A 24,642-nucleotide genomic window follows, 5' to 3' on the forward strand; every position below is an offset into this window, starting at 1 on the left:
CTGCGAACTTCAATCGGCACCTTCCTCTAAGGGATCTAGTCATGCTCCGTTCCTTGCGCTTCGCCGCGCTGTTCAGCGGCCTAATTTTGAGTGCGTCCGCGCTGGCGGTGGATATCGACGCCGCCAGCTATGGCTACCCGCTGACCAACCCGTTCGAGGCGACGATCGCCACGACACCACCGGACCTGCGTCCGGAGTTGCCACTGGACGATGACATCACTCAATCGGATCGCAGCCTCACCCTGCGCCCGGAGCGCGAGTTCCAGCTGCCGGACAATTTCTGGGCAGTCAAAAAACTCACCTACCGCATCGCCACGCAGGACAAACCGGCGCCGCTGATCTTCCTGATCGCCGGCACCGGCGCGCGCTTTGACAGCACGCTCAATGAATACCTGAAGAAGTTGTATTACAAGGCCGGCTACCACGTCGTGCAGTTGTCGTCGCCGACCAGCTTCGACTTCATCAGCGCCGCCTCGCGTTTCGCCACCCCGGGCGTGACCAAGGAAGACGCCGAAGACATGTACCGGGTGATGCAGGCCGTGCGGGCGCAAAACCCGAAACTGCCGGTCACCGAGTACTACCTGACCGGTTACAGCCTGGGCGCCCTCGATGCTGCGTTCGTCGCGCATCTGGACGAGACCCGCCGCAGCTTCAATTTCAAGAAAGTCCTGCTGCTCAACCCGCCGGTCAACCTCTATACCTCGGTGACCAACCTCGACAAGCTGGTACAGACCGAGGTCAAGGGCATCAACAACAGCACCACATTCTATGAACTGGTACTGGCCAAACTGACCCGCTACTTCCAGCAGAAGGGCTACATCGACCTCAACGATGCGCTGCTGTATGACTTCCAGCAGTCAAAACAGCACCTGACCAACGAACAGATGGCCATGCTGATCGGCACGTCGTTCCGTTTCTCGGCAGCCGACATTGCCTACACCTCGGACCTGGTCAACCGCCGCGGTCTGATTACCCCGCCGAAATTTCCGATCACTGAAGGCACCAGCCTTACGCCGTTCCTCAAGCGTGCGCTGCAATGCGATTTCGACTGCTACATCACCGAGCAGGTGATTCCGATGTGGCGCGCGCGCACCGACGGCGGCAGCCTGCTGCAACTGATCGATCAGGTCAGCCTGTATGCGCTCAAGGATTACCTGCACGACAGCCCGAAAATCGCCGTCATGCACAACGCCGACGACGTCATCCTCGGCCCTGGCGACCTGGGCTTCCTGCGTAAAACCTTCGGTGATCGCCTGACCGTTTACCCACTGGGCGGCCACTGCGGCAACCTTAACTACCGCGTCAACAGCGACGCCATGCTGGAGTTCTTCCGTGGCTAAATATCTCCTGCTGATTGCAGCGTTCCTCTGTGCAGGCGTGGCCCAGGCCGACAACAGTAAAGCCGACGCACCGGTGGTGGTCGACAGCGACGGCTTCAAGGAACCGCTGACCAAACTCAAGTTCAACCCGGGCCTGGACCAGCGCGAATTCGAGCGCTCGACGCTCAACGCGCTGAATGTCTATGACCCGCTGGAATCGTGGAACCGCCGGGTCTACCACTTCAACTACCGCTTCGACCAGTGGGTGTTCCTGCCGGTGGTCGACGGTTACCGCTACATCACGCCAAGCTTTGTGCGTACCGGGGTGAGCAACTTCTTCAACAACATTGGCGACGTGCCGAACCTGGTCAACAGCCTGTTGCAGTTCAAGGGCCAGCGCTCGATGGAAACCACTGCGCGCCTGCTGCTCAACACCACCATCGGCATCGCCGGCCTGTGGGACCCGGCCACCGCCATGGGCCTGCCACGCCAGAACGAAGACTTCGGTCAGACGTTGGGCTTCTATGGCGTACCCGGCGGCGCCTACTTCGTACTGCCGATCTTCGGCCCGTCGAATATCCGCGACACTGCAGGTCTGGCCGTGGACTACACCGCCGACACCGCGATCAACTTCCTCAATGTCGCCGAAGTCAGCTCGAATCATCCGGAAGTCTGGGCCTTGCGTGCGATCGACAAGCGCTATCAGACCAGCTTCCGCTACGGCCAGATGAACTCGCCGTTCGAGTACGAGAAAGTGCGTTACGTCTACACCGAAGCGCGCAAGTTGCAGATTGCCGAGTAATCTCGGCGGGTACAAAAAGGGCCATTCGATGCAAGTCGAATGGCCCTTTTTTGTGGCTCAACACAAATCAGAATGTGGGTTTCATGTTCAGCCTTTGATTGCGTGCCAGAGCTTGCCCACGGCAGTCACCACGGCCAACACCACAGCCCCGGCAATAATCCCCGCAACACCATTGAGCAACATCGGCACGGCGAACCCGGCGCTCCCTGCTGCCGCACCGACACCTTCGATCCAGTGATGCAGCACCGGCACGCCATGGGTCAGGATGCCGCCGCCAACCAGGAACATCGCCGCCGTGCCGACCACCGATAGGGTTTTCATCATGTACGGCGCGGCGCTGAGAATGCCGCCGCCGATCTTTTTCGCCATCTGCCCGGGTTTCTGCGTCAGCCACAGGCCCAGATCGTCGAGTTTGACGATGCCCGCCACCAAACCGTACACGCCTACGGTCATGACAATGGCGATGCCGGACATGACGATCACCTGCTGGGTCAGCGAGGCATCTGCCACGGTGCCGAGGGTGATGGCGATGATTTCTGCCGAGAGAATGAAGTCGGTACGGATCGCGCCTTTGATCTTGTCCTTTTCGTAAGCCACCAGATCGGTGGCCGGGTCGGCGACGGCTTCGGTCAGCTGCGCATGCCCGGCCTCATCTTCCTCTTTGCTGTGCAAAAACTTGTGCGCGAGCTTCTCGAAACCCTCGAAACACAGGTACGCACCACCGACCATCAACAGCGGCGTCACCAGCCATGGCACGAAGGCGCTGATCGCCAGCGCCGACGGCACGAGGATCAGTTTGTTGACGAACGAGCCCTTGGCCACCGCCCAGACCACGGGAATTTCCCGCTCGGCGCGCACGCCCGAAACCTGCTGGGCATTGAGCGCCAGATCGTCACCGAGTACCCCGGCGGTCTTCTTCGCGGCCATTTTGCTCATCAACGCCACGTCATCCAGCACGGTGGCAATGTCGTCGACCAGCACCAGCAAACTGCTTCCTGCCATGAATCCTGTTTCCTTCTGTGTATGAATGTTGCCAAGCATAACGCGACCGCCGGCCACAGGCTGCATTGTTGAGCGCCGCTCAAGGCCGGTGCTACCATGCGCCACCGCCAGAACAGGCAAGGAACCACCGGGTTTATGAGCACAATCCGCGAGCGTAACAAAGAACTGATCCTGCGCGCCGCCAGCGAAGAGTTTGCCGACAAGGGCTTCGCGGCGACCAAAACCAGCGACATCGCCGCCAAGGCGGGATTGCCCAAGCCCAACGTCTACTACTACTTCAAATCCAAGGAAAACCTCTACCGCGAGGTGCTGGAAAGCATCATCGAGCCGATTCTGCAGGCTTCGACGCCGTTCAACCCGGACGGCGCGCCGAGCGAGGTGCTGAGCGGCTACATCCGCTCCAAAATCCGCATCTCCCGCGACCTGCCCTACGCCTCCAAAGTGTTCGCCAGTGAAATCATGCACGGCGCCCCGCACCTGAGCGCCGACCTGGTCGAGCAGCTCAACGCCCAGGCCAAACACAACATCGCCTGCATCCAGAGCTGGATCGACCGCGGCCAGATCGCCCCGATCGACCCCAACCACCTGATGTTCAGCATCTGGGCCGCGACCCAGACCTACGCCGACTTCGACTGGCAGATTTCCGCAGTCACCGGGAAAGACAAGCTCGATGAAGCCGATTATGAAGCGGCGGCGCAGACGATTATCCGGTTGGTGTTGAAGGGGTGTGAGCCGGATTGATACACCGAGGCGCGACTATCGCTGGCAAGCCAGCGATGGCGGCAACTCGGTTTCATTTCTAATCCAAATGGTGTCCCACAACGGATAGTCGGCAATTGTATCTACCAGGCCCGCCCGCAATGGGTTGGCCACAACATAACGCGCCATTTTCTCCAGATTTTCTTCCCTCCTCAGCGCCCGATCATGAAAACCGTACTGCCAGAGCGGCCCGGTTCGACCTGTCGAACGGTTAACCTCCCGCGTACTCAGTGATTTGGTCTCTCGCATCAACTTGCTAAGTGAGCAATTTTCAAGCTCAACGAGCCAATGAAAATGGTCAGGCATGACAACCCATGCCAATGATTTCGCCAACCCCAGGTCATGTGCACGACGAAATTGCGCAACGACCAGTCTGCCCAAAGCGAAATCAGCAAATACCGGCTCGCGATCAAGTGTGTTGGTGGTGAGAAGATAAATTCGATTCGGCTCTGCATAGCGGCCGATACGCAAGCGATGTGAAGCAGGAAAATCAGGCAATCCATTGCCCCTTTCATGATGTGTTCAGATGGAAGGCTAGACCTCAAAGCCAACTACATCGCGGCAGTCTTTTTTCTTGATGTGTCAGCCAGACCGCCATCGCTGGCAAGCCAGCTCTCACAGGGATTTGTGTCGTGCGTTCATAATTGCTCAACGCAAAAACTTGTGGGAGCTGGCTTGCCAGCGATGACTATCGATCAAGCACCAGAGATCAGGAAACCACCCCACCATCCGCCCGCAAATCCAGCGCCTCCACCGCTCTTATCGCCACCTGCTCATCGACATCCGACAAATCCCCACTGATCCCGATCGCGCCCAGCACTTCACCTGCCTGGTTGCGAATCAGCACGCCCCCCGGTGCCGGCACAACGCTGCCCTGCCCCATGCTGTTCAACGAAGAAAAAAACGCCGGGCGTTGTTGGGCGTCCTGGGCGAGCAGGCGGGAGCCTTTACCCAGGGCGATGGCGCCCCAGGCTTTGCCAATGGCGATGTCGGGGCGCAGCAGGCTGGCGCCGTCTTCACGTTGCAGGGTGATCAGGTGGCCGCCGGTATCGAGTACCGCGATGGTCAGCGGTGCGGCGTTGATGCCGCGTCCTGCGTTGATGGCTTCGCTGACCAGGTTGACTGCGACTTTCAAGGTTAAAGCGCTCATGGTGCCGTCCTCATTTTGTTATAGGGAAAGTCGTGGGACTGCGCGTTTCTGCCGCATCCCGATGCAGCAAATAGAACACAATGAGTTATTTTTTTGTATACAATAATTATCGAAAAGCGCCACATGCGACGAAAAGCCACAGCACATTGGGCTTCCGACAAATGAAACAGGCGCTTGAGAAAATGGATTGACCTGCGCCGTCCGCCGTGAATACACTCTGCGCAAAGCCACTTGTATACAATTACAAAACGTAAAGAGGCACAAAACCATGAGCAAAATGAGAGCAATCGAAGCCGCCGTTCTGGTGATGCGCCGTGAAGGGGTTGATACCGCTTTTGGCATCCCGGGCGCAGCGATCAACCCGCTGTACTCCGCCTTGCAGAAGGTCGGTGGCATCGATCACGTCCTTGCTCGCCACGTTGAAGGCGCCTCGCACATGGCCGAGGGCTACACCCGCACCAAGGCCGGCAACATCGGCGTGTGCATCGGCACGTCCGGCCCGGCCGGTACCGACATGGTCACCGGGCTCTACAGCGCTTCGGCCGACTCGATTCCAATCCTCTGCATCACCGGCCAGGCACCCCGCGCCCGTATGCACAAGGAAGACTTCCAGGCTGTCGACATCACCAGCATCGTCAAGCCAGTGACCAAGTGGGCGACCACCGTTCTGGAACCGGGCCAGGTGCCTTACGCGTTCCAGAAAGCCTTTTATGAAATGCGCTCCGGTCGCCCAGGCCCGGTGCTGATCGACCTGCCGTTCGACGTGCAGATGGCCGAGATCGAATTCGACATCGACGCTTACCAACCGCTGCCACTGGCCAAACCGACCGCGACCCGCGTGCAGGTCGAGAAGGCTCTGGCCCTGCTGGATCAGGCCGAGCGTCCATTGCTGGTCGCCGGTGGTGGCATCATCAACGCCGACGCCAGTGACCTGCTGGTCGAGTTCGCCGAGCTGACCGGCATCCCGGTCATCCCGACCCTGATGGGCTGGGGCACCATCCCTGACGATCACCCGCTGATGGTCGGCATGGTCGGCCTGCAGACTTCGCACCGTTACGGCAACGCGACGATGCTCAAATCCGACGTGGTGCTGGGCATTGGTAACCGTTGGGCCAACCGTCACACCGGTTCGGTTGACGTGTACACCGAAGGTCGCAAGTTCATTCACGTCGACATCGAAGGCACGCAGATCGGCCGCGTGTTCACCCCGGATCTGGGCATCGTTTCCGACGCCGCTGCTGCGCTGACCGTGTTCATCGAAGTGGCGCGTGAATGGCAAGCCGCCGGCAAGCTGAAGAACCGCAGCGCCTGGCTGCAGGATTGTCAGCAGCGCAAGGCCAGCCTGCATCGCAAGACCCACTTCGACAACGTGCCGGTCAAGCCGCAGCGCGTTTACGAAGAAATGAACCAAGTGTTCGGCAAGGACACCTGCTACGTCAGCACCATTGGGCTGTCGCAGATCGCCGGCGCGCAGTTCCTGCACGTCTACAAGCCGCGTCACTGGATCAACTGTGGCCAGGCCGGCCCGTTGGGCTGGACCATTCCGGCAGCGCTGGGCGTGGTGAAGGCCGATCCGAACCGCAAAGTCGTGGCCCTGTCGGGGGACTATGATTTCCAGTTCATGATCGAAGAACTGGCGGTCGGCGCTCAGTTCAAACTGCCGTACATCCACGTCGTGGTGAACAACTCGTACCTGGGCCTGATCCGTCAGGCCCAGCGCGGGTTCGAAATGGACTACTGCGTGCAGCTGTCCTTCGATAACCTGAATGCGCCGGAACTCAACGGTTACGGGGTTGACCACATCGCAGTCGCCGAAGGCCTCGGCTGCAAGGCACTGCGTGTGTTCGAACCGTCGGAAATCGCCCCTGCCCTGCGCAAGGCCGAACAGATGATCGAAGAGTTCAAGGTGCCGGTGATCGTCGAGATCATCCTGGAGCGTGTGACCAACATCTCCATGGGTACCGAGATCAACGCGGTCAACGAGTTCGAAGACCTGGCACTGGTCGGCAATGACGCGCCGACGGCGATTTCGATGCTCGATTAACTGCTGACTGCTCTCCCTGTGAGAGCGAGCTTGTGTGGTGAGGGGATTTATCCCCGTTAGGGCGCGAAGCGGCCTCAAAACCTGAAACCGCGGCGTATCAGGTACACCGCATACAATGGTTTACGACTGCTTCGCAGCCGAACGGGGATAAATCCCCTCGCCACAGCTCGCTCCCACAGGGGACCTCACAAGATTTACGGGAGACCACCATGCCGCGTTTCGCAGCCAACCTGTCCATGCTGTTCACCGAACAGGATTTCCTTGCCCGTTTCGACGCCGCCGCCAAGGCCGGTTTCACTGGCGTGGAATACCTGTTCCCGTACGACTTCAGCTCGGCTGAAATCAAGGCAAAGCTCGAGGCCAACGGGCTGACCCAAGTGCTGTTCAACCTGCCGGCCGGTGACTGGGCCAAGGGCGAGCGCGGTATTGCCTGCCTGCCGGATCGGGTCGAAGAGTTCCGCGCCGGGGTCGATCTGGCGATCGCTTACGCACAAGTGCTGGGCAACACCCAGGTCAACTGCCTGGCCGGCATCCGCCCGCAAGGCGTCGACGATGCCACCGTGGAAAAGACCTTTGTTGCCAATCTCAAATACGCCGCCGACAAGCTGCAAGCAGTGGGCATCAAACTGGTGATGGAAGCGATCAACACCCGCGACATTCCCGGTTTCTACCTGAACAACACGGCGCAAGCCCTGTCGATTCGCGAACAGGTCGGGAGCGCCAATCTGTTCCTGCAATACGACATCTATCACATGCAAATCATGGAAGGCGATCTGGCCCGCACCCTGCAATCGCACCTGGGCGAGATCAACCATGTGCAGCTCGCGGACAACCCGGGGCGCAACGAGCCGGGCACTGGTGAGATCAACTACCGCTTCCTGTTCGAACACCTTGATCGCATCGGTTATCAGGGTTGGGTTGGTTGCGAGTACAAACCGCTGACCACCACCGAAGCGGGCCTGGGTTGGTTGAAATCACACAACGCAATCTGATTGACCACGCATTGCAAAAATCTGGGGCAGCTGCGCTGCCCAACGGGGATAAATCCCCTCGCCACAAAAGCTCACCAGCCATGGGTTGGGGGCACGACAAAAACAAGAGGATTTTCTCATGGCTAAAATCGGATTCATCGGCACCGGCATCATGGGCCACCCAATGGCGGCGAACCTGCAGAAAGCCGGTCACAGCCTGTTCCTGTCGCAACACCACGACGCGGCCCCGGCCGATCTGGTCGCCGCTGGCGCCGTCGCCCTGGCCAATCCACGTGAAGTGGCGCAGGAAGCCGAATTCATCATCGTCATGGTTCCGGATACCCCGCAGGTCGACGACGTGCTGTTCCGCGCCGACGGGGTTGCCGCCGGTATCGGCAAAGGCAAAGTGGTCATCGACATGAGCTCGATCTCGCCGACCGCGACCAAAGCCTTCGCCGCCAAGATCAACGAGAAAGGCGCGCAGTACCTCGACGCGCCAGTGTCCGGCGGTGAAGTCGGCGCCAAGGCCGCGACCCTGAGCATCATGGTCGGTGGCGACGCCGATGCCTTCGAACGCGCCCTGCCGCTGTTCCAGGCCATGGGCAAGAACATCACACTGGTCGGCGGCAATGGCGACGGCCAGACCGCCAAAGTGGCGAACCAGATCATCGTCGCGCTGAACATCCAGGCCGTAGCCGAAGCCCTGCTGTTCGCCTCGAAAAACGGTGCCGACCCGGCCAAGGTGCGTGAAGCGCTCATGGGCGGTTTCGCTTCTTCGAAGATCCTCGAAGTGCACGGCGAGCGCATGATCAAAGGCACCTTCGACCCGGGCTTCCGCATCAGCCTGCACCAAAAGGACCTAAACCTGGCCCTGCAAGGCGCCAAGGAACTGAACATCAACCTGCCGAACACCGCCAATGCCCAGCAAGTGTTCAGCACCTGCGCAGCCATCGGTGGCAGCAACTGGGACCACTCGGCGCTGATCAAGGGCCTGGAACACATGGCCAATTTCTCGATTCGCGACAACAAATAAGTCACTGCCCCACCGCTTTAACCTGTGGGAGCGAGCTTGCTCGCGAAGAGGGAGTATCAGTCGACATGGATATTGACTGATCCATCGCTTTCGCGAGCAAGCTCGCTCCCACAGGGATCTCTACCGCCCTTTCGAATAACAAGAATTCCGGGAGCCCGCCATGTCGGTCGATCCGCAACAACTGCTGCGCGAGCTGTTTGCCACAGCCATCGACGCGGCCCATCCGAACCAAGTCCTCGAAGCCCACTTGCCCGCCGATCGCAGCGGCCGGGTAATCGTCATCGGTGCCGGCAAAGCCGCTGCCGCCATGGCGCAGGTGGTCGAGCGCTGCTGGGAGGGTGAAGTCACCGGCCTGGTGGTGACCCGCTACGGCCACGGCGCTCCGTGCGAAAAAATCGAAGTGGTCGAAGCCGCACACCCGGTGCCGGATGCGGCCGGTCTGGCTGTGGCCAAACGCGTGCTGGAGCTGGTCAGCAACCTGACTGAAGACGACCGCGTGATCTTCCTGCTGTCCGGTGGCGGCTCTGCCCTGCTCGCCTTGCCGGCCGAAGGCATCACCCTCGCCGACAAACAGTCGATCAACAAAGCCCTGCTCAAGTCCGGCGCGACCATCGGCGAGATGAACTGCGTGCGCAAGCATCTCTCGGCGATCAAGGGTGGGCGTCTGGGCAAGGCCTGCTGGCCAGCGACTGTCTATACCTACGCAATTTCCGATGTACCGGGCGATCTCGCCACCGTCATCGCGTCTGGGCCGACCGTGGCCGACCCGAGCACCAGCGCCGAAGCTCTGGCGATCATCAAGCGCTACGGCATCGACATTCCGGCCTCCGTGCGCACCTGGCTGCAAAGCCCCGAATCGGAAACCGTCAAACCCGGTGACCCGAGTCTGGCGCGCAGCCACTTCCAATTGATCGCCCGTCCTCAGCAATCGCTGGACGCGGCTGCGGTGAAATGCCGCCAAGCCGGTTTCAGCACCTTGATTCTCGGCGACCTCGAAGGCGAATCCCGTGAAGTGGCGAAAGTCCACGCCGGCATCGCCCGACAGATCATCAATCACGGCCAGCCATTGGCGGCGCCGTGCGTGATTCTCTCCGGCGGTGAAACCACGGTCACCGTGCGCGGCAATGGCCGTGGTGGGCGTAACGCTGAATTCCTCCTCAGCCTGACCGATAGCCTCAAGGGCCAGCCCGGCGTCTACGCGCTGGCCGGCGACACCGATGGCATCGACGGCTCGGAAGACAATGCCGGCGCAATCATGACCCCGGACAGCTACGCCCGCGCCGCCGCACTGGGTCTGAGCGCCAGCGACGAGCTGGATAACAACAACGGCTACGGCTACTTCCAGGCGCTCGATGCACTGATCGTCACCGAGCCGACCCGCACCAACGTCAACGACTTCCGCGCCATTCTGATCCTTGAGAACTGCAAATCATGACGCCTGATAAAAAGGTCAAAATCCTCGCCACCCTCGGCCCTGCGGTCGACGGTATCGACGACATCCGCGAGCTGGTCGAGGCCGGGGTCAACATCTTCCGGCTGAACTTCAGCCACGGCGATCACGCCGACCACGCCAAGCGATATCAGTGGATCCGCGAAGTCGAACGCCAGCTCAACTACCCGCTGGGCATTCTGATGGATCTGCAGGGGCCGAAACTGCGCGTTGGCAAGTTCGCTGACGGCAAGGTGCAATTGCATCGCGGTCAGGCGTTCCGCCTCGATCTCGATGTGACAGCGGGCGATGAGCGCCGGGTCAACCTGCCGCATCCGGAGATCATTGCCGCGCTGGAAGCCGGCATGGACCTGCTGCTCGACGACGGCAAGCTGCGCCTGCGCGTGGTCACCAAGTACGCCGATGCGATCGACACCACCGTGCTCAACGGCGGCGAACTGTCCGATCGCAAAGGCGTGAATGTGCCGCAAGCGGTACTCGACTTGAGCCCGTTGACGGCCAAGGATCGCCGCGACCTAAGCTTCGGTCTGGAGCTGGGCGTGGACTGGGTCGCGCTGTCGTTCGTGCAGCGTCCGCAGGACATCATCGAGGCCCGCGCATTGATCGGCGACAAAGCCTTCTTGATGGCGAAAATCGAGAAGCCTTCGGCCGTCGAGCAATTGCGTGAGATTGCTGAGTTGAGCGACGCGATCATGGTCGCTCGCGGTGACCTTGGTGTTGAAGTGCCGGCGGAAAGCGTGCCGCAGATTCAGAAAAACATCATCACCACTTGCCGTGCGCTGGGCAAACCGGTGGTGGTGGCGACGCAGATGCTCGAGTCGATGCGTTTCTCCCCTGCCCCGACCCGCGCCGAAGTCACCGACGTCGCCAACGCCGTGGCCGAAGGCGCCGATGCGGTGATGCTCTCGGCGGAAACCGCCTCCGGCGAATACCCGCTGGAAGCTGTGCAGATGATGAGCAAAATCATTCGCCAGGTGGAGAACGGCCCGGACTATCAGACCCAGCTCGACGTCAGCCGGCCGAAAGCCGAGGCGACGGTTTCCGATGCGATCAGCTGCGCGATCCGCCGGATCAGCAACGTGCTGCCGGTGGCGGTGCTGGTCAATTACAGCGAGTCCGGCGCCTCGACGTTGCGCGCATCGCGGGAACGGCCGAAAGCACCGATCCTCAATCTGACGCCGAACTTGCAAACCGCGCGGCGTTTGAGCGTGGCGTGGGGCATTCATTCGGTGGTCAACGATCGCCTGCGGCAGGTCGATGAAGTCTGCTCGACCGCACTGGAGATTGCTCAGGCGCAAGGCATGGCCGAGCGTGGCGACACGCTGCTGATCACCGCTGGCGTGCCGTTCGGGCAGCCGGGGTCGACCAATTCGCTGCGCATTGAGACGTTGATTTAACCCACCCTAAAAGTGGGTGCATAACCTTGTGGCGAGGGGATTTATCCCCGTTGGGCTGCGAAGCGGCCCCCCATCGGAGAATGCGGTTTCTCTGTGGAAACCGTCACACCCTCAAAAGCGACGACTGCTGCGCAGCCGAACGGGGATAAATCCCCTCGCCACAGGGACTTGCAAGACCTTTTGATGTTCCAACTGCCCAGATTTTCTCAACATGCCTGCCGATCACTTCAACACCCACTGCCCCGACTGGGCCGAGGCCTTGCTCAACGGTTTCAGTCAGATTTTCTTCCAGCGCCATCCGCTGTGCGGCCTGCTGTGTCTGTTGGCGATCCTGCTGACGGCGCCGGTGCTGTTCGCCGGGGCGCTGCTCGGTGGCGTCGCCGGTCTGCTCACCGCGCAGCGACGCAACTACGCCAAGGCCGATCGCCAGGCCGGGTTGTTCAGCTACAACGGCGTGCTGCTCGGCCTGCTGCTGAGCCTGTATTTTCCTTGGTCGCCACTGCTGCCGCCGTTGATTCTTGCAGCGGGCGGCTTGAGCGCGATGCTCACGCAGCAATGGCTCAAACACGTGTACCGCAGCCGCGCCATACCGGCGTATACCTCGCCGTTCGTGGCGCTCAGCTGGGTGCTGCTGCTGTTCGCCGAACCGTCCGCGCCGGTGGCATCGGTCGACCTGAACACGACAAATCTGCTGGCCGCTGAACTGCGCGGATTCGGCCAGGTGATGTTCCTCGACCATCCATTGGCCGGAGCGTTGATCGCCAGCGGTTTGCTGCTCGCCGATCGCCGCGCGTTCTGCTGGGCGCTGCTGGCGTCGGTGATCGGCCTGGGCTCGAGTCTGCTGCACCACGAAACGTCCGCCGCGCTGCTCGGGCTCGGTGGCTACAACGCCGTACTCGCCGCCCTCGCCTTCAGCGCTCAGCGACAAAATCCGTGGCTGCCGCTGCTCGCCATTGTCCTGGCGCTGCTGGTGACACCGCTGTTTGCTGCCCTTGGATTGGCGACGCTCACCGCACCGTTCATCCTCGCCTGCTGGCTGATCCGCGTCGGCATTCAGATGCTTGGCAAAGCGTCGCTGGCGCATGAGCCTTGCGCTCACGAGGAGAATCACCCTAGGCTGCGCTGATCTTCGATTCAGGCGTTATCCATGGACAGCAGCAACAATTGGCGCGAACGGCTTTACGTCATGATTTTCCAGAGCGACACCCCGGCCGGGCGTCGCTTCGACGGCATCCTGCTGTTGATCATCCTCGCCAGTCTGGTGATCGTGATGCTCGACAGTATCGACAGCATTCACCGTAATTACGCCGACGTTCTGGCCTATATCGAGTGGGGCTTCACGGCGATCTTCCTCGGCGAATACATCCTGCGTCTGTACTGCTCGCCCAAGCCGTTGCGCTATGCCTTCAGCTTCTACGGGCTGGTGGATCTGCTGGCGATCGTGCCGGGCATCCTCGCGCTGTATTACAGCGATGCGCAGTATCTGCTGATCATCCGCATCATTCGGATGCTGCGGATTTTCCGCGTGCTCAAGCTCAGCCCGTATCTCAAACAAGCCAACTATCTGATGTCGGCGCTGCGTGGCAGCAAGCAGAAAATCGTCGTGTTTCTGGTCAGCGTGTGCACCCTGGTGACGGTGTTCGGCACGCTGATGTACGTGATCGAAGGCCCGGAGCATGGCTTCACCAGTATTCCCAAGGGCATTTATTGGGCAATCGTGACCTTGACCACTGTCGGCTTCGGCGACATCGTGCCGAAGACGCCGCTGGGCCAGGTGATTTCCTCGCTGGTGATGATCACCGGTTACTCGATCATCGCCGTGCCCACGGGGATCTTTACCGCAGAGCTGGCCAACGCCATGCGCGGCGAACAGCTGCAACATGACTGCCCGGGCTGCCAGAAAAAGAACCATGAACAGAGCGCAGCGTTCTGTTCGCGCTGCGGCAGTCAGCTGTTCAAGAAAGTGGAATAAGCACAGAGCTTTTTAATCTTTAAGCGACTATGCGAGGCCCGCTATAGTCGCTGGCAAATGGCCTCATTTGATACAACACCCCCACAGAACAAGGAATGCGCAGTGAAAAAACTCTTTGGCGCCTCACTTCTCGCCGCCGGCCTGGCCTTGGCCAACATCGCTCAGGCGGCACCGACGCTGCTTAACGTTTCCTACGACGTGATGCGCGATTTCTACAAGGACTACAACACTGCGTTCCAGAAGCACTGGCAGGCCGAGCACAAGGAAAACATCACCGTGCAGATGTCCTTCGGCGGCTCGAGCAAGCAGGCGCGCTCGGTAATCGACGGCCTGCCGGCTGACGTTATTACCATGAACATGGCCACCGACATCAACGCCCTTGCCGACAACGGCAAACTGGTCCCCGACAATTGGGTCACGCGCCTGCCGAACAACAGCGCGCCGTTTACCTCGGCGACGGTGTTCATCGTCCGCAAGGGCAACCCGAAAGCGCTGAAAGACTGGCCGGACTTGCTCAAGGACGGCGTACAGGTGATTGTGCCGAACCCGAAAACCTCGGGTAACGGCCGCTACACCTACCTGTCAGCCTGGGGCTATGTGCTAAAAAACGGTGGTGACGAGAACAAGGCCAAGGACTTCGTCGGCAAGCTGTTCAAGCAGGCGCCGGTACTCGACACCGGTGGCCGCGCCGCTACCACCACGTTCATGACCAACCAGATCGGCGACGTGCTGGTGACCTTTGAAAACGAAGCGGAAATGATCGCTCGCGAGTTCGGCCGCGATCAGTTCGAAGTGATTTATCCAAGCGTCTCCGCCGAAGCCGAGCCACCGGTTTCGGTGGTCGACAAAGTCGTCGACAAAAAAGGCTCGCGCGCTGCGGCTGACGAGTATCTGAAGTACCTGTGGTCGCCGGAAGGCCAGGAAATTGCGGCGGCCAACTACCTGCGCCCGCGTGACCCGACGGTGCTGGCGAAGTACACCGACCGTTTCCCGAAAGTCGACTTCCTTTCGGTGGAGAAGACGTTTGGTGACTGGCGCACGGTGCAGAAGACTCACTTTAATGATGGTGGGGTGTTCGATCAGATTTATAGCGGGCAGTAAGGCTTGACCTGAAAAATCAAAAGGCGACCCACCGGGTCGCCTTTTTGTTGCGCGGCAATACCGGTCATTACACTGCGTAATAACAGTTATCATCCGAAAACGTCTTCTGCCAGTCCACATTGTCCATTAGCCTCAGCCCTTTCCTGTGCCCGACCCGAGATTCCCTATGACCACCACTCCTCACGCAATGACCCGAGGCATGGTCTTGCTGTTCGCGTTCTGCTGCGGCGCCATCGTTGCCAACATCTACTACGCACAACCGATCATCGGTCTCATCGCGCCGGACATCGGCCTCTCCGACACCATGGCCAGTTTCATCGTTTCGCTGACGCAGATCGGCTATGCGTTGGGCCTGTTCTTTCTGGTGCCGCTGGGGGATCTGCTGGAAAACCGGCGGCTGATGATCATCACCACGCTGGTCGCGATTGCCAGTCTCCTGGGCGCAGCGTTTACCGAGCAACCCAACGTGTTTTTGCTGATCTCGTTGCTGGTCGGCTTCAGCTCGGTGTCGGTGCAGATCCTGATTCCGCTGGCCGCGCATCTGGCGCCGGAAGAGTCCCGTGGTCGGGTGGTGGGCGGGATCATGGGCGGTTTGCTGCTGGGTATTCTGTTGGCGCGACCGGTGTCGAGCGTAGTCGCTGATCACCTCGGCTGGCGCGCCATGTTCATGATCGCCGCAGCGTTGATGGCAGCGATCAGCGTAGTGCTGGCGCTGACCGTGCCCAAGCGCCAGCCAGATCACAGCGCTACTTATGGCCAGTTGATCGGTTCGCTATGGACACTGCTGCGCCAGCAACCGGTGCTGCGTCAGCGGGCGTTTTACCAGGGCTGCATGTTCGCCACGTTCAGCCTGTTCTGGACCGCCGTGCCACTGGAACTGGCACGTAACCATGGCCTGTCGCAAAGCGAAATCGCAATCTTCGCTCTGGTGGGCGCCATCGGTGCCATCGCCGCGCCAATCAGCGGCCGCCTCGCCGATGCCGGTCACACACGCATCGCCTCGCTGCTGGCCATGCTGTTTGCCAGCCTGAGCTTCCTGCCCGCCTTCATCCACCCGGCCTACAGCGTTATCGGCCTGGCCGTGACCGGCGTGGTGCTGGACTTCTGCGTACAGATGAACATGGTCCTGGGCCAACGCGCGGTGTATTCGCTGGACGCGAAAAGTCGTGGTCGTTTGAACGCGCTGTACATGACCAGCATCTTCATCGGCGGAGCCTTCGGCTCCTCGGTGGCCAGCGCGGTGTACGAGCATGGCGGCTGGTTGTGGATCGTGATTGTCGGCAGCATCTTTCCGTTGTTGGCGTTGGTGCGGTTTTTGAGTGTTTCACGACGCGCTTCATTGGCCACGGCTTAAGGGCGTCAAAAGCTTCGCGAGCAGGCTCGCTCCCGCAATTGGACGTACCTTCAATACCGAACCAGTTTCTCCATCGCCGCATCCGCCAGAAACGAGGAGCGGCTTTTGACGTTGTGCTCGCGTACATAGCGATCAATACGCTGAATGACATAGCCGGGCAGCGTAACGTTGATCTTTTCGGTCTTGCCCAGGTACGGCGAGATATCCAGCTCCAGCATGCCCCAGCCCATCTCGGCAAAATCCGGATGATTGCGATGCGCCGCTGCCGAGGTCGGCATCGGAATCGCCTGACCGGCCGCCGCGATTTCCTGCAGCATAAGGTGAGCCACTTCCACGGCCGCGTTGTAGGCCTCCTCAAAGCTGTCCCCGGCAGTGACTGCGCCGGGAATATCGGGGATCTGAATGCCGATGGCAGTGTTCTCGTCACCCCACTCGATGCAGATGGGATATTGCATTACGGATCTCCTTCATGACGGGTTGGCGGGCTGAATAACCCCGCGCGCCGCCGAATGCTTTTGACTGTCCCCAGCGGTAAATCCTTTTTCGGATGCGGGACGGCAATCGTGTTCGGGTTGTAACGATGAGTGAAGATGTGATGACTGCCCGCAACCCGATCCAGCGTCCAGCCCGCCTCCTCCAGCTCCTTCATCAATAGCCTGCTCTGCACCAACCGCCTCCTTGGCTTGGCCCATTAAAAGTAACTCTAGAGTTATCTTTACTCAAGCACAGAATGGGACGGGGTGATGGTTGGTAGTTTTACAAGGTGTGATTCAAACGGCAAAAAAAACGGCGATCCCAAGATCGCCGTTTCTCATCACTGCCCGAACTTCTTCCCCAACCCCGGCGGGACGCCGTGGATGTTGGTGTCTTCCCACGGGCCGTTGGGGCTGACCGAGCGGCTCCAGCCGTTGTTCCAGCGGTAGTAGGTGCGCTGGCGGTAGAAGGTGTTGGTCTGGTCGTCGAGGACGTAGACGCCGAGTTTCTGGTCCCAGTGGCTGTTGCCGCCCGGTGGCGGGGCGAAGCTGGCCGAGGTGCGTGGCACGGGCTTGGCAGGTTTGGCCGGGATGCTTTTGCCGGGGGTCGGCGAGGTCGACGGGGTTGGGCTTGGCTGAGACGGCGGGATCGGTGGCAGGCTGGTGGTCGGTTCCGGGCGTTGTACCGCACATGCACTCAAGCCCAGGGCCAGTGTGAGGACTGTAATTCGGGCGATGGTGTGCATGGCGGTGCTTTCCTGTTGGATCCGGTTATTTGTCCGGGCTGTCGATAGTCAGTTTTTGTGGCGCGGTGGTGCTGCTGGCCAGTGGGCCGCTACGACCGATCCACTCACCGGCGGCCGGTTGACCGGCCCGTGAGATGCGCGCAACCAGTTGGACTTCAGGGAAGTTGGACAGTTTCAACTGCGGCATCATCGCGTCGGCGTCGCCCAGTTCGACGGTCACCGGCAGGTCGGCGACGGTCAGGCGTTTGGCCGCCAGCGGCGCCGGTGGGCCTGAAGTGGCGCGGGCGAAGATGAACACGCTGTCGCCCGGCTGCACCTTGCCTTTGAGTTCGCTGGCCAGATCTACGCTGACTGTCAGCAACGCAGCTTTCGGCGCCGCTGCCTGGGCAACTTTGCCGCCGCTGGCTTTCAGGCGTTCGGCGGCACGCTCGATGCCGCCTTGCAGCGCAACGCGAGAGTTGTCATCCGGCGGCAGTTCCGCGAGCAGGCGATTCCAGTAGTCGATGGCCTCCTGATAACGCTCGCCTTCGAACGCGGCGATGCCGAGCAGACCGAGGCTGGTGACTTCTTTCGGATCAGCCTTCAGCGCTTCGTCGGTCAGTTTCTGAATCTTCTCCGACCACTTTTTACCGTCAGCAAAATACTGCGCCTGCGCCCACTGGCCGAGCAGCTCCGGCTGGCGACCAGCGAGGTTGGCGGCGCGTTCGAACATCTTAGCCGCGTCTGCCGGGCGGTCCTGAGCCATGTAGGTACGGCCGAGGAAATACAGACCTTCAGCGGAATCCGGCTGTGCGGCGACCGCACGTTCCAGACGCTGGGTCATCTCATCCATCGACTGCGGTGCCTGAGCGAATTCGCGGGTCAGTTCGACCTTGTCGGCGGCGCCGAAATGCAGGTACAGACCGAGACCCAGCACCGGTACCAGCACGGCGGCCAGCAGCGGCAACGGTTTACCCAGACGCGAGACACGCGGCGCGGCGGCGCCTTCGGTATCGGCGAGCAGTTCACGCGCAGCTTCCGCGCGACCGCTGTCCAGTTGCGCGGCGTCGAGCACGCCCTCGGCTTGCTGCGCTTGCAGCTCGGCCACCCGTTCCTGGTACAGCGCGACGTTCAACGCGGTGCGATCTTCTTCCCGCTGGGCGCGGCGTTCGCGCAGTACCGGGATCAGCAGAAAACTCAGGGCGACCAGAAGCAACAGCCCTGCGGCGAGCCAGAAATCAATCATTCTTGGTTTTTATCCAACAGTTGGTCGAGGCGCTGACGTTCTTCGGCAGACAGCGATGACGGCGTTTCGGCGCGTTGCCCGCGACGCCTGCGCACGATCAGCGCAATCACCACGAAACCACCGAGCAGCAATCCAGCCGGGCCGAACCACAGCAGTGCGGTCTTGGCATTGAGCGCCGGTTTGTAGCGGACGAAATCACCGTAGCGATCGACCATGAAGTCGATGATCTGCTGATTGTCCTTGCCCTCGCCGAGCATGCGGAAAATCTCCTTGCGCAGGTCGGCGGCGATCGGCGCGTTGGAGTCGGCGATGTCCTGGTTCTGGCATTTGGGGCAGCGCAGTTCCTTGGTCAGTTCGCGGAAACGCTCGCGGTCGCCCTCGTTGGCAAATTCGTAGGTGTCGATGGCCGCGTGGGCGACACCGGCCAGGCTCAAGCCCAACACCACTGCTGCGAGAAAACGCTTCATGGCTTGGCCTCATCGACCAGCGCCTGATACTTGGCCGCGAGTTTTTCGCGCCAGACCTGCTCGTCGATCACCCCGACGAACTTGTCGCGGATGATGCCTTTGGCGTCAATGAAGAAGGTTTCCGGCGCGCCGTAGACACCAAGATTCAAGCCCAGCGAACCCTCGTCGTCACGAATATCCAGCGCATACGGATTGTGAAACTCGGCCAGCCACTTCAAGGCATCGGCGTTGGTGTCCTTGTAGTTGATGCCATAGATCACCACGCCGCGCTCGGCGAGCTTGTTCAGCACCGGATGCTCGACCCGGCAGGAGATGCACCAGGTGCCCCAGACATTGACCAGCGCCGGTTTGCCGAGAATGTCTGCCTTGGTCAGCGTCTTGTCACCCTGCACACTCGGCAAGGAAAACTCCGGGAACGGCTTGTCGATCATCGCCGACGGCAGCTCCGCCGGATCCAGATACAGCCCTCGATAAAGAAACACCGCCACCAGCAGAAATATCGCCAGCGGCAACAACATCAACCAACGCCTCATGCCGCCGCTCCCGTCATGCCCAGCGCTTCGCGCACTTTGCTTTTCACCTTGACCCGATAACGCCGATCCAGCGCCGCCAGCAAACCACCCAATCCGGTGAGCAAGCCGCCGAACCAGATCCAGCGCACAAACGGTTTGACGTGTACGCGCACGGCCCAGGCGCCGTTATCCAGCGGCTCGCCGAGGGCGACGTAGAGATCGCGGGTGAAACCGGCATCGATGCCGGCTTCAGTCATCACCGAGTTCTGCACGGTGTACAGACGTTTTTCCGGGTGCAGCACGCTGATTTCCTTGCCGTCACGAATGACGCGGATGGTGCCTTTGTCCGAGGTAAAGTTCGGTCCCTCGAAATGCTTGGCGCCTTCGAAGACGAACTGATAACCGGCCAGATCCATCGACTCGCCCGGTGCCAGACGCAGGTCGCGTTCGGCACTGTTCTGGCTCGACAACACCACGCCCAGCGCGCACACGGCGATGCCGAGGTGGGCGATCTGCATGCCCCAATAACTGCGGGTCAGCGTCGGCAAACCTTTGATCAGGCCTTTGTGCCGGGTCTTGTCGAACAGATCGCGCATGCCAGCGAGCAACACCCATGCCGCCAGCAGGAACGTCGCGATCACCGCCCAGTTGAAATCGCCGTAAGCCACGCCGGCCACCACGGCCAATGCGACGCTGCCAAGCAGCACCGGAGTGAGCATGCTCGCCAGCCATTTCACTGGCGTGTCCTTCCAGCGCACGATCACGCCGACCGCCATGACCAGCATCAGCAACGCCATCAATGGAATGAACAACGCATTGAAGTATGGCGGGCCGACCGACAGTTTGGCGCCGCTGATGGCATCAAGAATCAGCGGATACAAGGTGCCAAGCAGGATCATCGATGCAGCGACGACCAGCACCAGGTTGTTGCCCAGCAGCAAGGTTTCACGCGACCACAGATTGAAACCGACCTGACTTTTCACCACCGGCGCGCGCAATGCGAACAGCGTCAGCGAACCGCCCACCACAAACAGCAGGAAAATCAGAATGAACACGCCGCGCTCGGGGTCCGAGGCAAACGCGTGCACCGACGTCAGCACGCCCGAGCGTACGAGGAAGGTGCCGAGCAGGCTCAACGAGAACGCGGCGATCGCCAGCAACACCGTCCAGCTCTTGAACACGCCACGTTTCTCGGTGACCGCCAGCGAGTGAATCAGCGCGGTGCCGACCAGCCACGGCATGAACGAGGCGTTTTCCACCGGGTCCCAGAACCACCAGCCGCCCCAGCCGAGTTCGTAATACGCCCACCACGAACCGAGGGTGATGCCGATGCCGAGAAACGCCCAGGCGACGATGGTCCACGGCCGCGACCAGCGCGCCCATGCCGCATCGAGACGACCACCGAGCAGCGCGGCGATGGCAAATGCGAACGCCACAGAAAAACCGACGTAACCCATGTACAGCATCGGTGGATGCACGATCAGGCCGATGTCCTGCAGCAACGGGTTGAGGTCGCGACCATCAGCGGGAATCTGCGGCAGGATCCGCGAGAACGGGTTCGAGGTAAGAATCAGGAACAGCAGGAAACCGGTGCTGATCATGCCCATCACTGCCAGGACGCGGGCGAGCATGACTTGCGGCAACTGTCGCGAAAACACCGACACAGCGAAGGTCCAGCCGCCGAGGATCAACGCCCACAGCAGCAGCGAGCCTTCGTGAGCGCCCCATACCGCGCTGAATTTGTAGTACCACGGCAGCGCGCTGTTGGAGTTCATCGCCACGTAGCCGACCGAGAAATCATCAGTCATGAACGCGTAGGTCAGGCAGCCAAAAGCAAACAGCAGAAAGGCAAACTGGCCCCACGCCGCCGGCTGCGCCAGGCTCATCCACAAGCGGTCGCCGCGCCATGCGCCGAGCATCGGCACCACCGCTTGAACCAGTGCAAAACACAGCGCAAGGATCATCGCCAGATGGCCCAGCTCAGGAATAAACAGTGCGGCAGCCATCGATCAACCCTCCTTCACAGGCGTCGGCGCGGATTGACCGCTGTCTTTCAGCGCTTTGGTCACTTCCGGCGGCATGTACTTCTCGTCGTGCTTGGCCAGCACTTCATCAGCGACCACCACGCCATCGGCATTGAGCTTGCCGAGGGCGACGATGCCCTGCCCTTCGCGGAACAGATCCGGGAGGATGCCGCGATAGGCGATGGTCACGGATTTGTTGAAATCGGTGACGACGAATTTGACGTCCAGCGAGTCCTTGGAGCGCTGCAGCGAACCGGCCTCGACCATGCCGCCGGCGCGGATGCGTGTGTCCTGCGGCGCTTCGCCGTTGGCGATCTGCGTCGGCGTGTAAAACAGATTGATGTTTTCCTGCAACGCGCTCAGGGCCAGGCCAACAGCAGCGCCCACTCCGACCAGAATCGCCAGAATGATGATCAGACGTTTTTTGCGCAGCGCATTCACTGGCCGTTCTCCCGGCGCAGACGACGCGCCTCTTGTTGCAGATAACGCTTGCGCGCCGCAATCGGCGCCGCTACGTTGAGGGCCAGCACCGCCAGGCAGATGCCATAGGCCGACCAGACATACAGGCCGTGATGGCCCATGGCGAGAAAATCGCCGAATGAAGCAAAACTCATCGCGCCGCCTCCAGATTCTGCTGCACTTCGGCTTTCACCCAACTGGCGCGGGCTTCACGCTTGAGCACTTCAAGGCGCATGCGCAGCAACAGCACAGCGCCGAAAAAGCAGTAGAAACCCAGCACTGTCAGCAGCAGCGGCAGCCACATCTCCGCCGGCATTGCCGGTTTTTCCGTAAGTGTGAACGTCGCGCCCTGGTGCAGGGTGTTCCACCACTCCACCGAGTATTTGATGATCGGAATGTTGATCACGCCAACGATCGCCAGCACCGCGCAGGCCTTGGCGGCGCTGTCGCGGTTGCTGATGGCGTTGCCCAGCGCAATCACGCCGAAATACAGAAACAGCAGAATCAGCATTGACGTCAGGCGCGCGTCCCACACCCACCACGAGCCCCAGGTCGGTTTGCCCCAGATGGCCCCGGTGACCAGCGCCACGGCGGTCATCCACGCACCGATCGGTGCGGCGCATTGCAGAGCCACGTCGGCGAGTTTCATCTTCCACACCAGCCCGACCACGCCGCACACCGCGAGCATCACGTAGATCGATTGAGCGAGCATCGCCGCAGGTACGTGGATATAAATGATGCGAAAACTGTTGCCTTGCTGGTAATCCGGCGGCGCGAACGCCAGGCCCCAGACCACACCAATGCCGATCAGCAGCAACGCTGCGACGCTCAACCACGGCAGGAACTTGCCGCTGATGCCATAGAACCACTTGGGCGAGCCGAGCTTGTGAAACCAGGTCCAGTTCATACTGTTTCCATCACGGTTGCCGCTCATCATCGCGAGCTGGCAGAGGGTCATGCCTTTCTTCTGATAGAAGTGGTCAATTTTTGACCAGGCCTCATTATTATTCGCCGACGCTGATCTTCAGGCCAGCGGCTATTGCAAAGGGTGTCAGGGTGATCGCCAGTGCTGTGAGGCTGGCCATCCACAACAGGTATCCGGTCGCCGGCATGCCCTGCAACGCCGCTTGCAACGCGCCACTGCCAAGGATCAACACCGGGATGTACAACGGCAGAATCAGCAGCGCCAGCAACAGGCCGCCGCGCTTCAGACCGACCGTCAGCGCCGCGCCGACTGCACCGAGCAGGCTCAACACTGGCGTGCCGAGCAGCAACGACAGCAGCAGCACCGGCAGACACGCAGCCGGCAAACCGAGCATCAACGCCAGCAACGGCGACAGCAACACCAGTGCCAGACCGGAGAACAGCCAGTGTGCCAGCACCTTGGCCAGGACCAGAAGCGGCAGCGGATGCGACGAAAGGACCCACTGTTCCAGCGAGCCGTCTTCAAAGTCACTGCGAAACAATCCGTCCAGCGACAGCAGGACCGACAACAACGCCGCCACCCAGACTAACCCCGGGGACAGGTTTTGCAAGACTTGAGTTTCCGGGCCGACGGCCAGCGGGAAAAGGGCAATGACGATGGCGAAGAAAATCAGCGGATTGGCCAGCTCCGCCGGGCGGCGAAACAGCAGTCGGGATTCACGGGCAAGTAGCAGGCCGAAGACACTCATGCTGCCCACTTCCCCAGGTCGATATCGCGGTAACCGGCCGGCATGCGGCTCAGCGTGTGGTGCGTGGTCAGCACCACCAGACCGCCGCGTTCGCAGTGGCCGGCCAGATGCTCTTCCAGTTGCGCCACGCCCTGCTTGTCCAGCGCGGTGAAAGGTTCGTCGAGAATCCACAACGGCGGGCTGTCCAGATACAACCGCGCCAGCGCCACACGGCGCTGTTGGCCGGCGGAAAGACTATGGCAGGGAACGTCTTCGAAACCGCGCAATCCTACTGCTGCCAGCGCCTGCCAGATCGCCTCGCGTTCGGCGGGATGATGCAGGGCGCAGAGCCACGACAGGTTTTCTTCGGGCGTGAGCAGATCCTTGATCCCGGCGGCGTGGCCGATCCACAACAGATTGCGCGCCAGTTCGCCGCGTTGCTCGGTCAGTGGTTGACCATTGAGCAGTACCTGGCCATCGGTGGGTTGCATCAAACCGGCGAGCAGACGTAAAAGACTGGTCTTGCCGCTGCCGTTGGGGCCGCTGATCTGCACCATGTCGCCACTGGCCAGGCGCAATTCGAGGTTTTCGAAAAGCAGCCGCAGATCGCGTTCACACGCCAGGGCAATGGTTTGCAGGACAGGACTGGTCAAGGGATCACGGGCCTTATACGGTTCAAGTCGGCTCTGGAACGGCCGTTAAAGAGAGGCAGCATAGATGCTTTGATCGC

At 60.7% G+C, this 24,642-nt stretch carries 27 protein-coding genes; 12 read left to right on the top strand and 15 right to left on the bottom strand.

The annotated features are described in order from the left end of the window. Positions 1 to 41: 41 nt before the first annotated feature. Positions 42 to 1,340 carry a hypothetical protein gene (locus ACMYUN_RS06665; protein ID WP_064365440.1) on the top strand — a complete coding sequence of 433 codons (1,299 nt, stop codon included), beginning with the start codon at positions 42 to 44 and terminating at the stop codon, positions 1,338 to 1,340. Further along, positions 1,333 to 2,121, top strand: coding sequence for a VacJ family lipoprotein (locus ACMYUN_RS06670; protein WP_024012144.1), 789 nt, complete (start codon positions 1,333 to 1,335; stop codon positions 2,119 to 2,121). The genes ACMYUN_RS06665 and ACMYUN_RS06670 overlap by 8 nt, the downstream gene beginning before the upstream one ends. 87 nt (positions 2,122 to 2,208) lie before the next feature. Here the strand turns inward: ACMYUN_RS06670 and ACMYUN_RS06675 are convergent, their stop codons facing one another. Then, positions 2,209 to 3,123, bottom strand: coding sequence for a DUF808 domain-containing protein (locus ACMYUN_RS06675; RefSeq protein ID WP_415763298.1), 915 nt, complete (start codon positions 3,121 to 3,123; stop codon positions 2,209 to 2,211). Positions 3,124 to 3,258: 135 nt separating this feature from the next. Here ACMYUN_RS06675 and ACMYUN_RS06680 point away from each other — a divergent pair, with 135 nt between their 5' ends. Next, positions 3,259 to 3,864 carry a TetR/AcrR family transcriptional regulator gene (locus ACMYUN_RS06680; RefSeq protein WP_415763299.1) on the top strand — a complete coding sequence of 202 codons (606 nt, stop codon included), beginning with the start codon at positions 3,259 to 3,261 and terminating at the stop codon, positions 3,862 to 3,864. A 15-nt stretch (positions 3,865 to 3,879) separates the two neighbouring features. On the opposite strand, the gene ACMYUN_RS06685 is transcribed toward ACMYUN_RS06680, so the two are convergent. Beyond that, positions 3,880 to 4,380: an REP-associated tyrosine transposase gene (locus ACMYUN_RS06685; protein ID WP_415763300.1), complete on the bottom strand. Its 501-nt coding sequence runs from the start codon at positions 4,378 to 4,380 to the stop codon at positions 3,880 to 3,882. 211 nt (positions 4,381 to 4,591) lie between these two features. Next, positions 4,592 to 5,032: a GlcG/HbpS family heme-binding protein gene (locus ACMYUN_RS06690; RefSeq protein WP_415763301.1), complete on the bottom strand. Its 441-nt coding sequence runs from the start codon at positions 5,030 to 5,032 to the stop codon at positions 4,592 to 4,594. 268 nt (positions 5,033 to 5,300) lie between these two features. On the opposite strand from ACMYUN_RS06690, the gene gcl reads away from it, so the two are divergent. The 9 genes from gcl (at position 5,301) to ACMYUN_RS06735 (ending at position 16,354) form a co-directional block, all read left to right on the top strand. Further along, positions 5,301 to 7,076, top strand: a complete 1,776-nt coding sequence (gene gcl, locus ACMYUN_RS06695; protein ID WP_016771026.1) for a glyoxylate carboligase — start codon at positions 5,301 to 5,303, stop codon at positions 7,074 to 7,076. Positions 7,077 to 7,285: 209 nt separating this feature from the next. Next, a complete protein-coding gene (hyi, locus tag ACMYUN_RS06700; protein WP_415763302.1) occupies positions 7,286 to 8,068 on the top strand; it encodes a hydroxypyruvate isomerase in 783 nt (260 codons plus the stop codon). Positions 8,069 to 8,186: 118 nt separating this feature from the next. Continuing rightward, the gene (locus tag ACMYUN_RS06705) at positions 8,187 to 9,080 is read left to right on the top strand and encodes a 2-hydroxy-3-oxopropionate reductase (protein ID WP_016771028.1); all 894 of its coding nucleotides are present in this window, start codon (positions 8,187 to 8,189) and stop codon (positions 9,078 to 9,080) included. 160 nt (positions 9,081 to 9,240) lie between these two features. Then, on the top strand, positions 9,241 to 10,515 hold the full coding sequence (locus tag ACMYUN_RS06710) for a glycerate kinase type-2 family protein (RefSeq protein ID WP_415763303.1): 1,275 nt from the start codon (positions 9,241 to 9,243) through the stop codon (positions 10,513 to 10,515). Continuing rightward, positions 10,512 to 11,927, top strand: coding sequence for a pyruvate kinase (pyk, locus tag ACMYUN_RS06715; protein WP_415763304.1), 1,416 nt, complete (start codon positions 10,512 to 10,514; stop codon positions 11,925 to 11,927). Before ACMYUN_RS06710 ends, pyk begins: the two co-directional genes overlap by 4 nt. 211 nt (positions 11,928 to 12,138) lie before the next feature. After that, the gene (locus ACMYUN_RS06720) at positions 12,139 to 13,053 is read left to right on the top strand and encodes an urea transporter (protein WP_415763305.1); all 915 of its coding nucleotides are present in this window, start codon (positions 12,139 to 12,141) and stop codon (positions 13,051 to 13,053) included. Positions 13,054 to 13,074: 21 nt separating this feature from the next. After that, positions 13,075 to 13,899: an ion transporter gene (locus tag ACMYUN_RS06725; RefSeq protein ID WP_039763624.1), complete on the top strand. Its 825-nt coding sequence runs from the start codon at positions 13,075 to 13,077 to the stop codon at positions 13,897 to 13,899. 102 nt (positions 13,900 to 14,001) lie between these two features. Further along, complete coding sequence (locus ACMYUN_RS06730; RefSeq protein WP_039763623.1) at positions 14,002 to 15,000, top strand: sulfate ABC transporter substrate-binding protein; 999 nt, start codon at positions 14,002 to 14,004, stop codon at positions 14,998 to 15,000. Positions 15,001 to 15,166: 166 nt separating this feature from the next. After that, positions 15,167 to 16,354 carry an MFS transporter gene (locus tag ACMYUN_RS06735; RefSeq protein WP_039763621.1) on the top strand — a complete coding sequence of 396 codons (1,188 nt, stop codon included), beginning with the start codon at positions 15,167 to 15,169 and terminating at the stop codon, positions 16,352 to 16,354. Positions 16,355 to 16,404: 50 nt separating this feature from the next. On the opposite strand, the gene ACMYUN_RS06740 is transcribed toward ACMYUN_RS06735, so the two are convergent. The 12 genes from ACMYUN_RS06740 to ccmA form a co-directional block, all read right to left on the bottom strand. Continuing rightward, complete coding sequence (locus tag ACMYUN_RS06740) at positions 16,405 to 16,809, bottom strand: type II toxin-antitoxin system HicB family antitoxin (RefSeq protein ID WP_415763306.1); 405 nt, start codon at positions 16,807 to 16,809, stop codon at positions 16,405 to 16,407. Next, the gene (locus ACMYUN_RS06745) at positions 16,809 to 17,021 is read right to left on the bottom strand and encodes a type II toxin-antitoxin system HicA family toxin (RefSeq protein ID WP_076566640.1); all 213 of its coding nucleotides are present in this window, start codon (positions 17,019 to 17,021) and stop codon (positions 16,809 to 16,811) included. The genes ACMYUN_RS06740 and ACMYUN_RS06745 overlap by 1 nt, the downstream gene beginning before the upstream one ends. Before the next feature lie 147 nt (positions 17,022 to 17,168). Then, positions 17,169 to 17,573 (bottom strand): hypothetical protein, encoded by a 405-nt coding sequence (locus ACMYUN_RS06750; RefSeq protein ID WP_073472737.1) that lies wholly within the window; start codon positions 17,571 to 17,573, stop codon positions 17,169 to 17,171. A 25-nt stretch (positions 17,574 to 17,598) separates the two neighbouring features. Next, positions 17,599 to 18,798 (bottom strand): c-type cytochrome biogenesis protein CcmI, encoded by a 1,200-nt coding sequence (gene ccmI / locus ACMYUN_RS06755; protein ID WP_415763307.1) that lies wholly within the window; start codon positions 18,796 to 18,798, stop codon positions 17,599 to 17,601. Continuing rightward, on the bottom strand, positions 18,795 to 19,265 hold the full coding sequence (locus ACMYUN_RS06760) for a cytochrome c-type biogenesis protein (RefSeq protein WP_122747440.1): 471 nt from the start codon (positions 19,263 to 19,265) through the stop codon (positions 18,795 to 18,797). Before ACMYUN_RS06760 ends, ccmI begins: the two co-directional genes overlap by 4 nt. Further along, on the bottom strand, positions 19,262 to 19,798 hold the full coding sequence (locus tag ACMYUN_RS06765; RefSeq protein WP_024012128.1) for a DsbE family thiol:disulfide interchange protein: 537 nt from the start codon (positions 19,796 to 19,798) through the stop codon (positions 19,262 to 19,264). The genes ACMYUN_RS06760 and ACMYUN_RS06765 overlap by 4 nt, the downstream gene beginning before the upstream one ends. Beyond that, positions 19,795 to 21,783, bottom strand: coding sequence for a heme lyase CcmF/NrfE family subunit (locus ACMYUN_RS06770; protein WP_415763308.1), 1,989 nt, complete (start codon positions 21,781 to 21,783; stop codon positions 19,795 to 19,797). Before ACMYUN_RS06770 ends, ACMYUN_RS06765 begins: the two co-directional genes overlap by 4 nt. A gap of 3 nt (positions 21,784 to 21,786) precedes the next feature. Then, complete coding sequence (gene ccmE / locus ACMYUN_RS06775; RefSeq protein WP_016771044.1) at positions 21,787 to 22,242, bottom strand: cytochrome c maturation protein CcmE; 456 nt, start codon at positions 22,240 to 22,242, stop codon at positions 21,787 to 21,789. Then, on the bottom strand, positions 22,239 to 22,415 hold the full coding sequence (gene ccmD, locus ACMYUN_RS06780) for a heme exporter protein CcmD (RefSeq protein ID WP_415763309.1): 177 nt from the start codon (positions 22,413 to 22,415) through the stop codon (positions 22,239 to 22,241). The genes ccmE and ccmD overlap by 4 nt, the downstream gene beginning before the upstream one ends. Then, the gene (locus tag ACMYUN_RS06785) at positions 22,412 to 23,167 is read right to left on the bottom strand and encodes a heme ABC transporter permease (RefSeq protein WP_415763310.1); all 756 of its coding nucleotides are present in this window, start codon (positions 23,165 to 23,167) and stop codon (positions 22,412 to 22,414) included. Before ACMYUN_RS06785 ends, ccmD begins: the two co-directional genes overlap by 4 nt. Positions 23,168 to 23,264: 97 nt before the next feature. Then, positions 23,265 to 23,933 carry a heme exporter protein CcmB gene (ccmB, locus tag ACMYUN_RS06790; RefSeq protein WP_039763615.1) on the bottom strand — a complete coding sequence of 223 codons (669 nt, stop codon included), beginning with the start codon at positions 23,931 to 23,933 and terminating at the stop codon, positions 23,265 to 23,267. Further along, positions 23,930 to 24,565, bottom strand: a complete 636-nt coding sequence (gene ccmA, locus ACMYUN_RS06795) for a cytochrome c biogenesis heme-transporting ATPase CcmA (protein WP_039763613.1) — start codon at positions 24,563 to 24,565, stop codon at positions 23,930 to 23,932. The genes ccmB and ccmA overlap by 4 nt, the downstream gene beginning before the upstream one ends. Positions 24,566 to 24,642: the final 77 nt, after the last annotated feature.

The sequence above is a fragment of the Pseudomonas sp. CP4 genome, from assembly GCF_047758505.1.
In the GTDB taxonomy this organism is placed as follows: Bacteria; Pseudomonadota; Gammaproteobacteria; order Pseudomonadales; family Pseudomonadaceae; genus Aquipseudomonas; species Aquipseudomonas fluorescens_AO.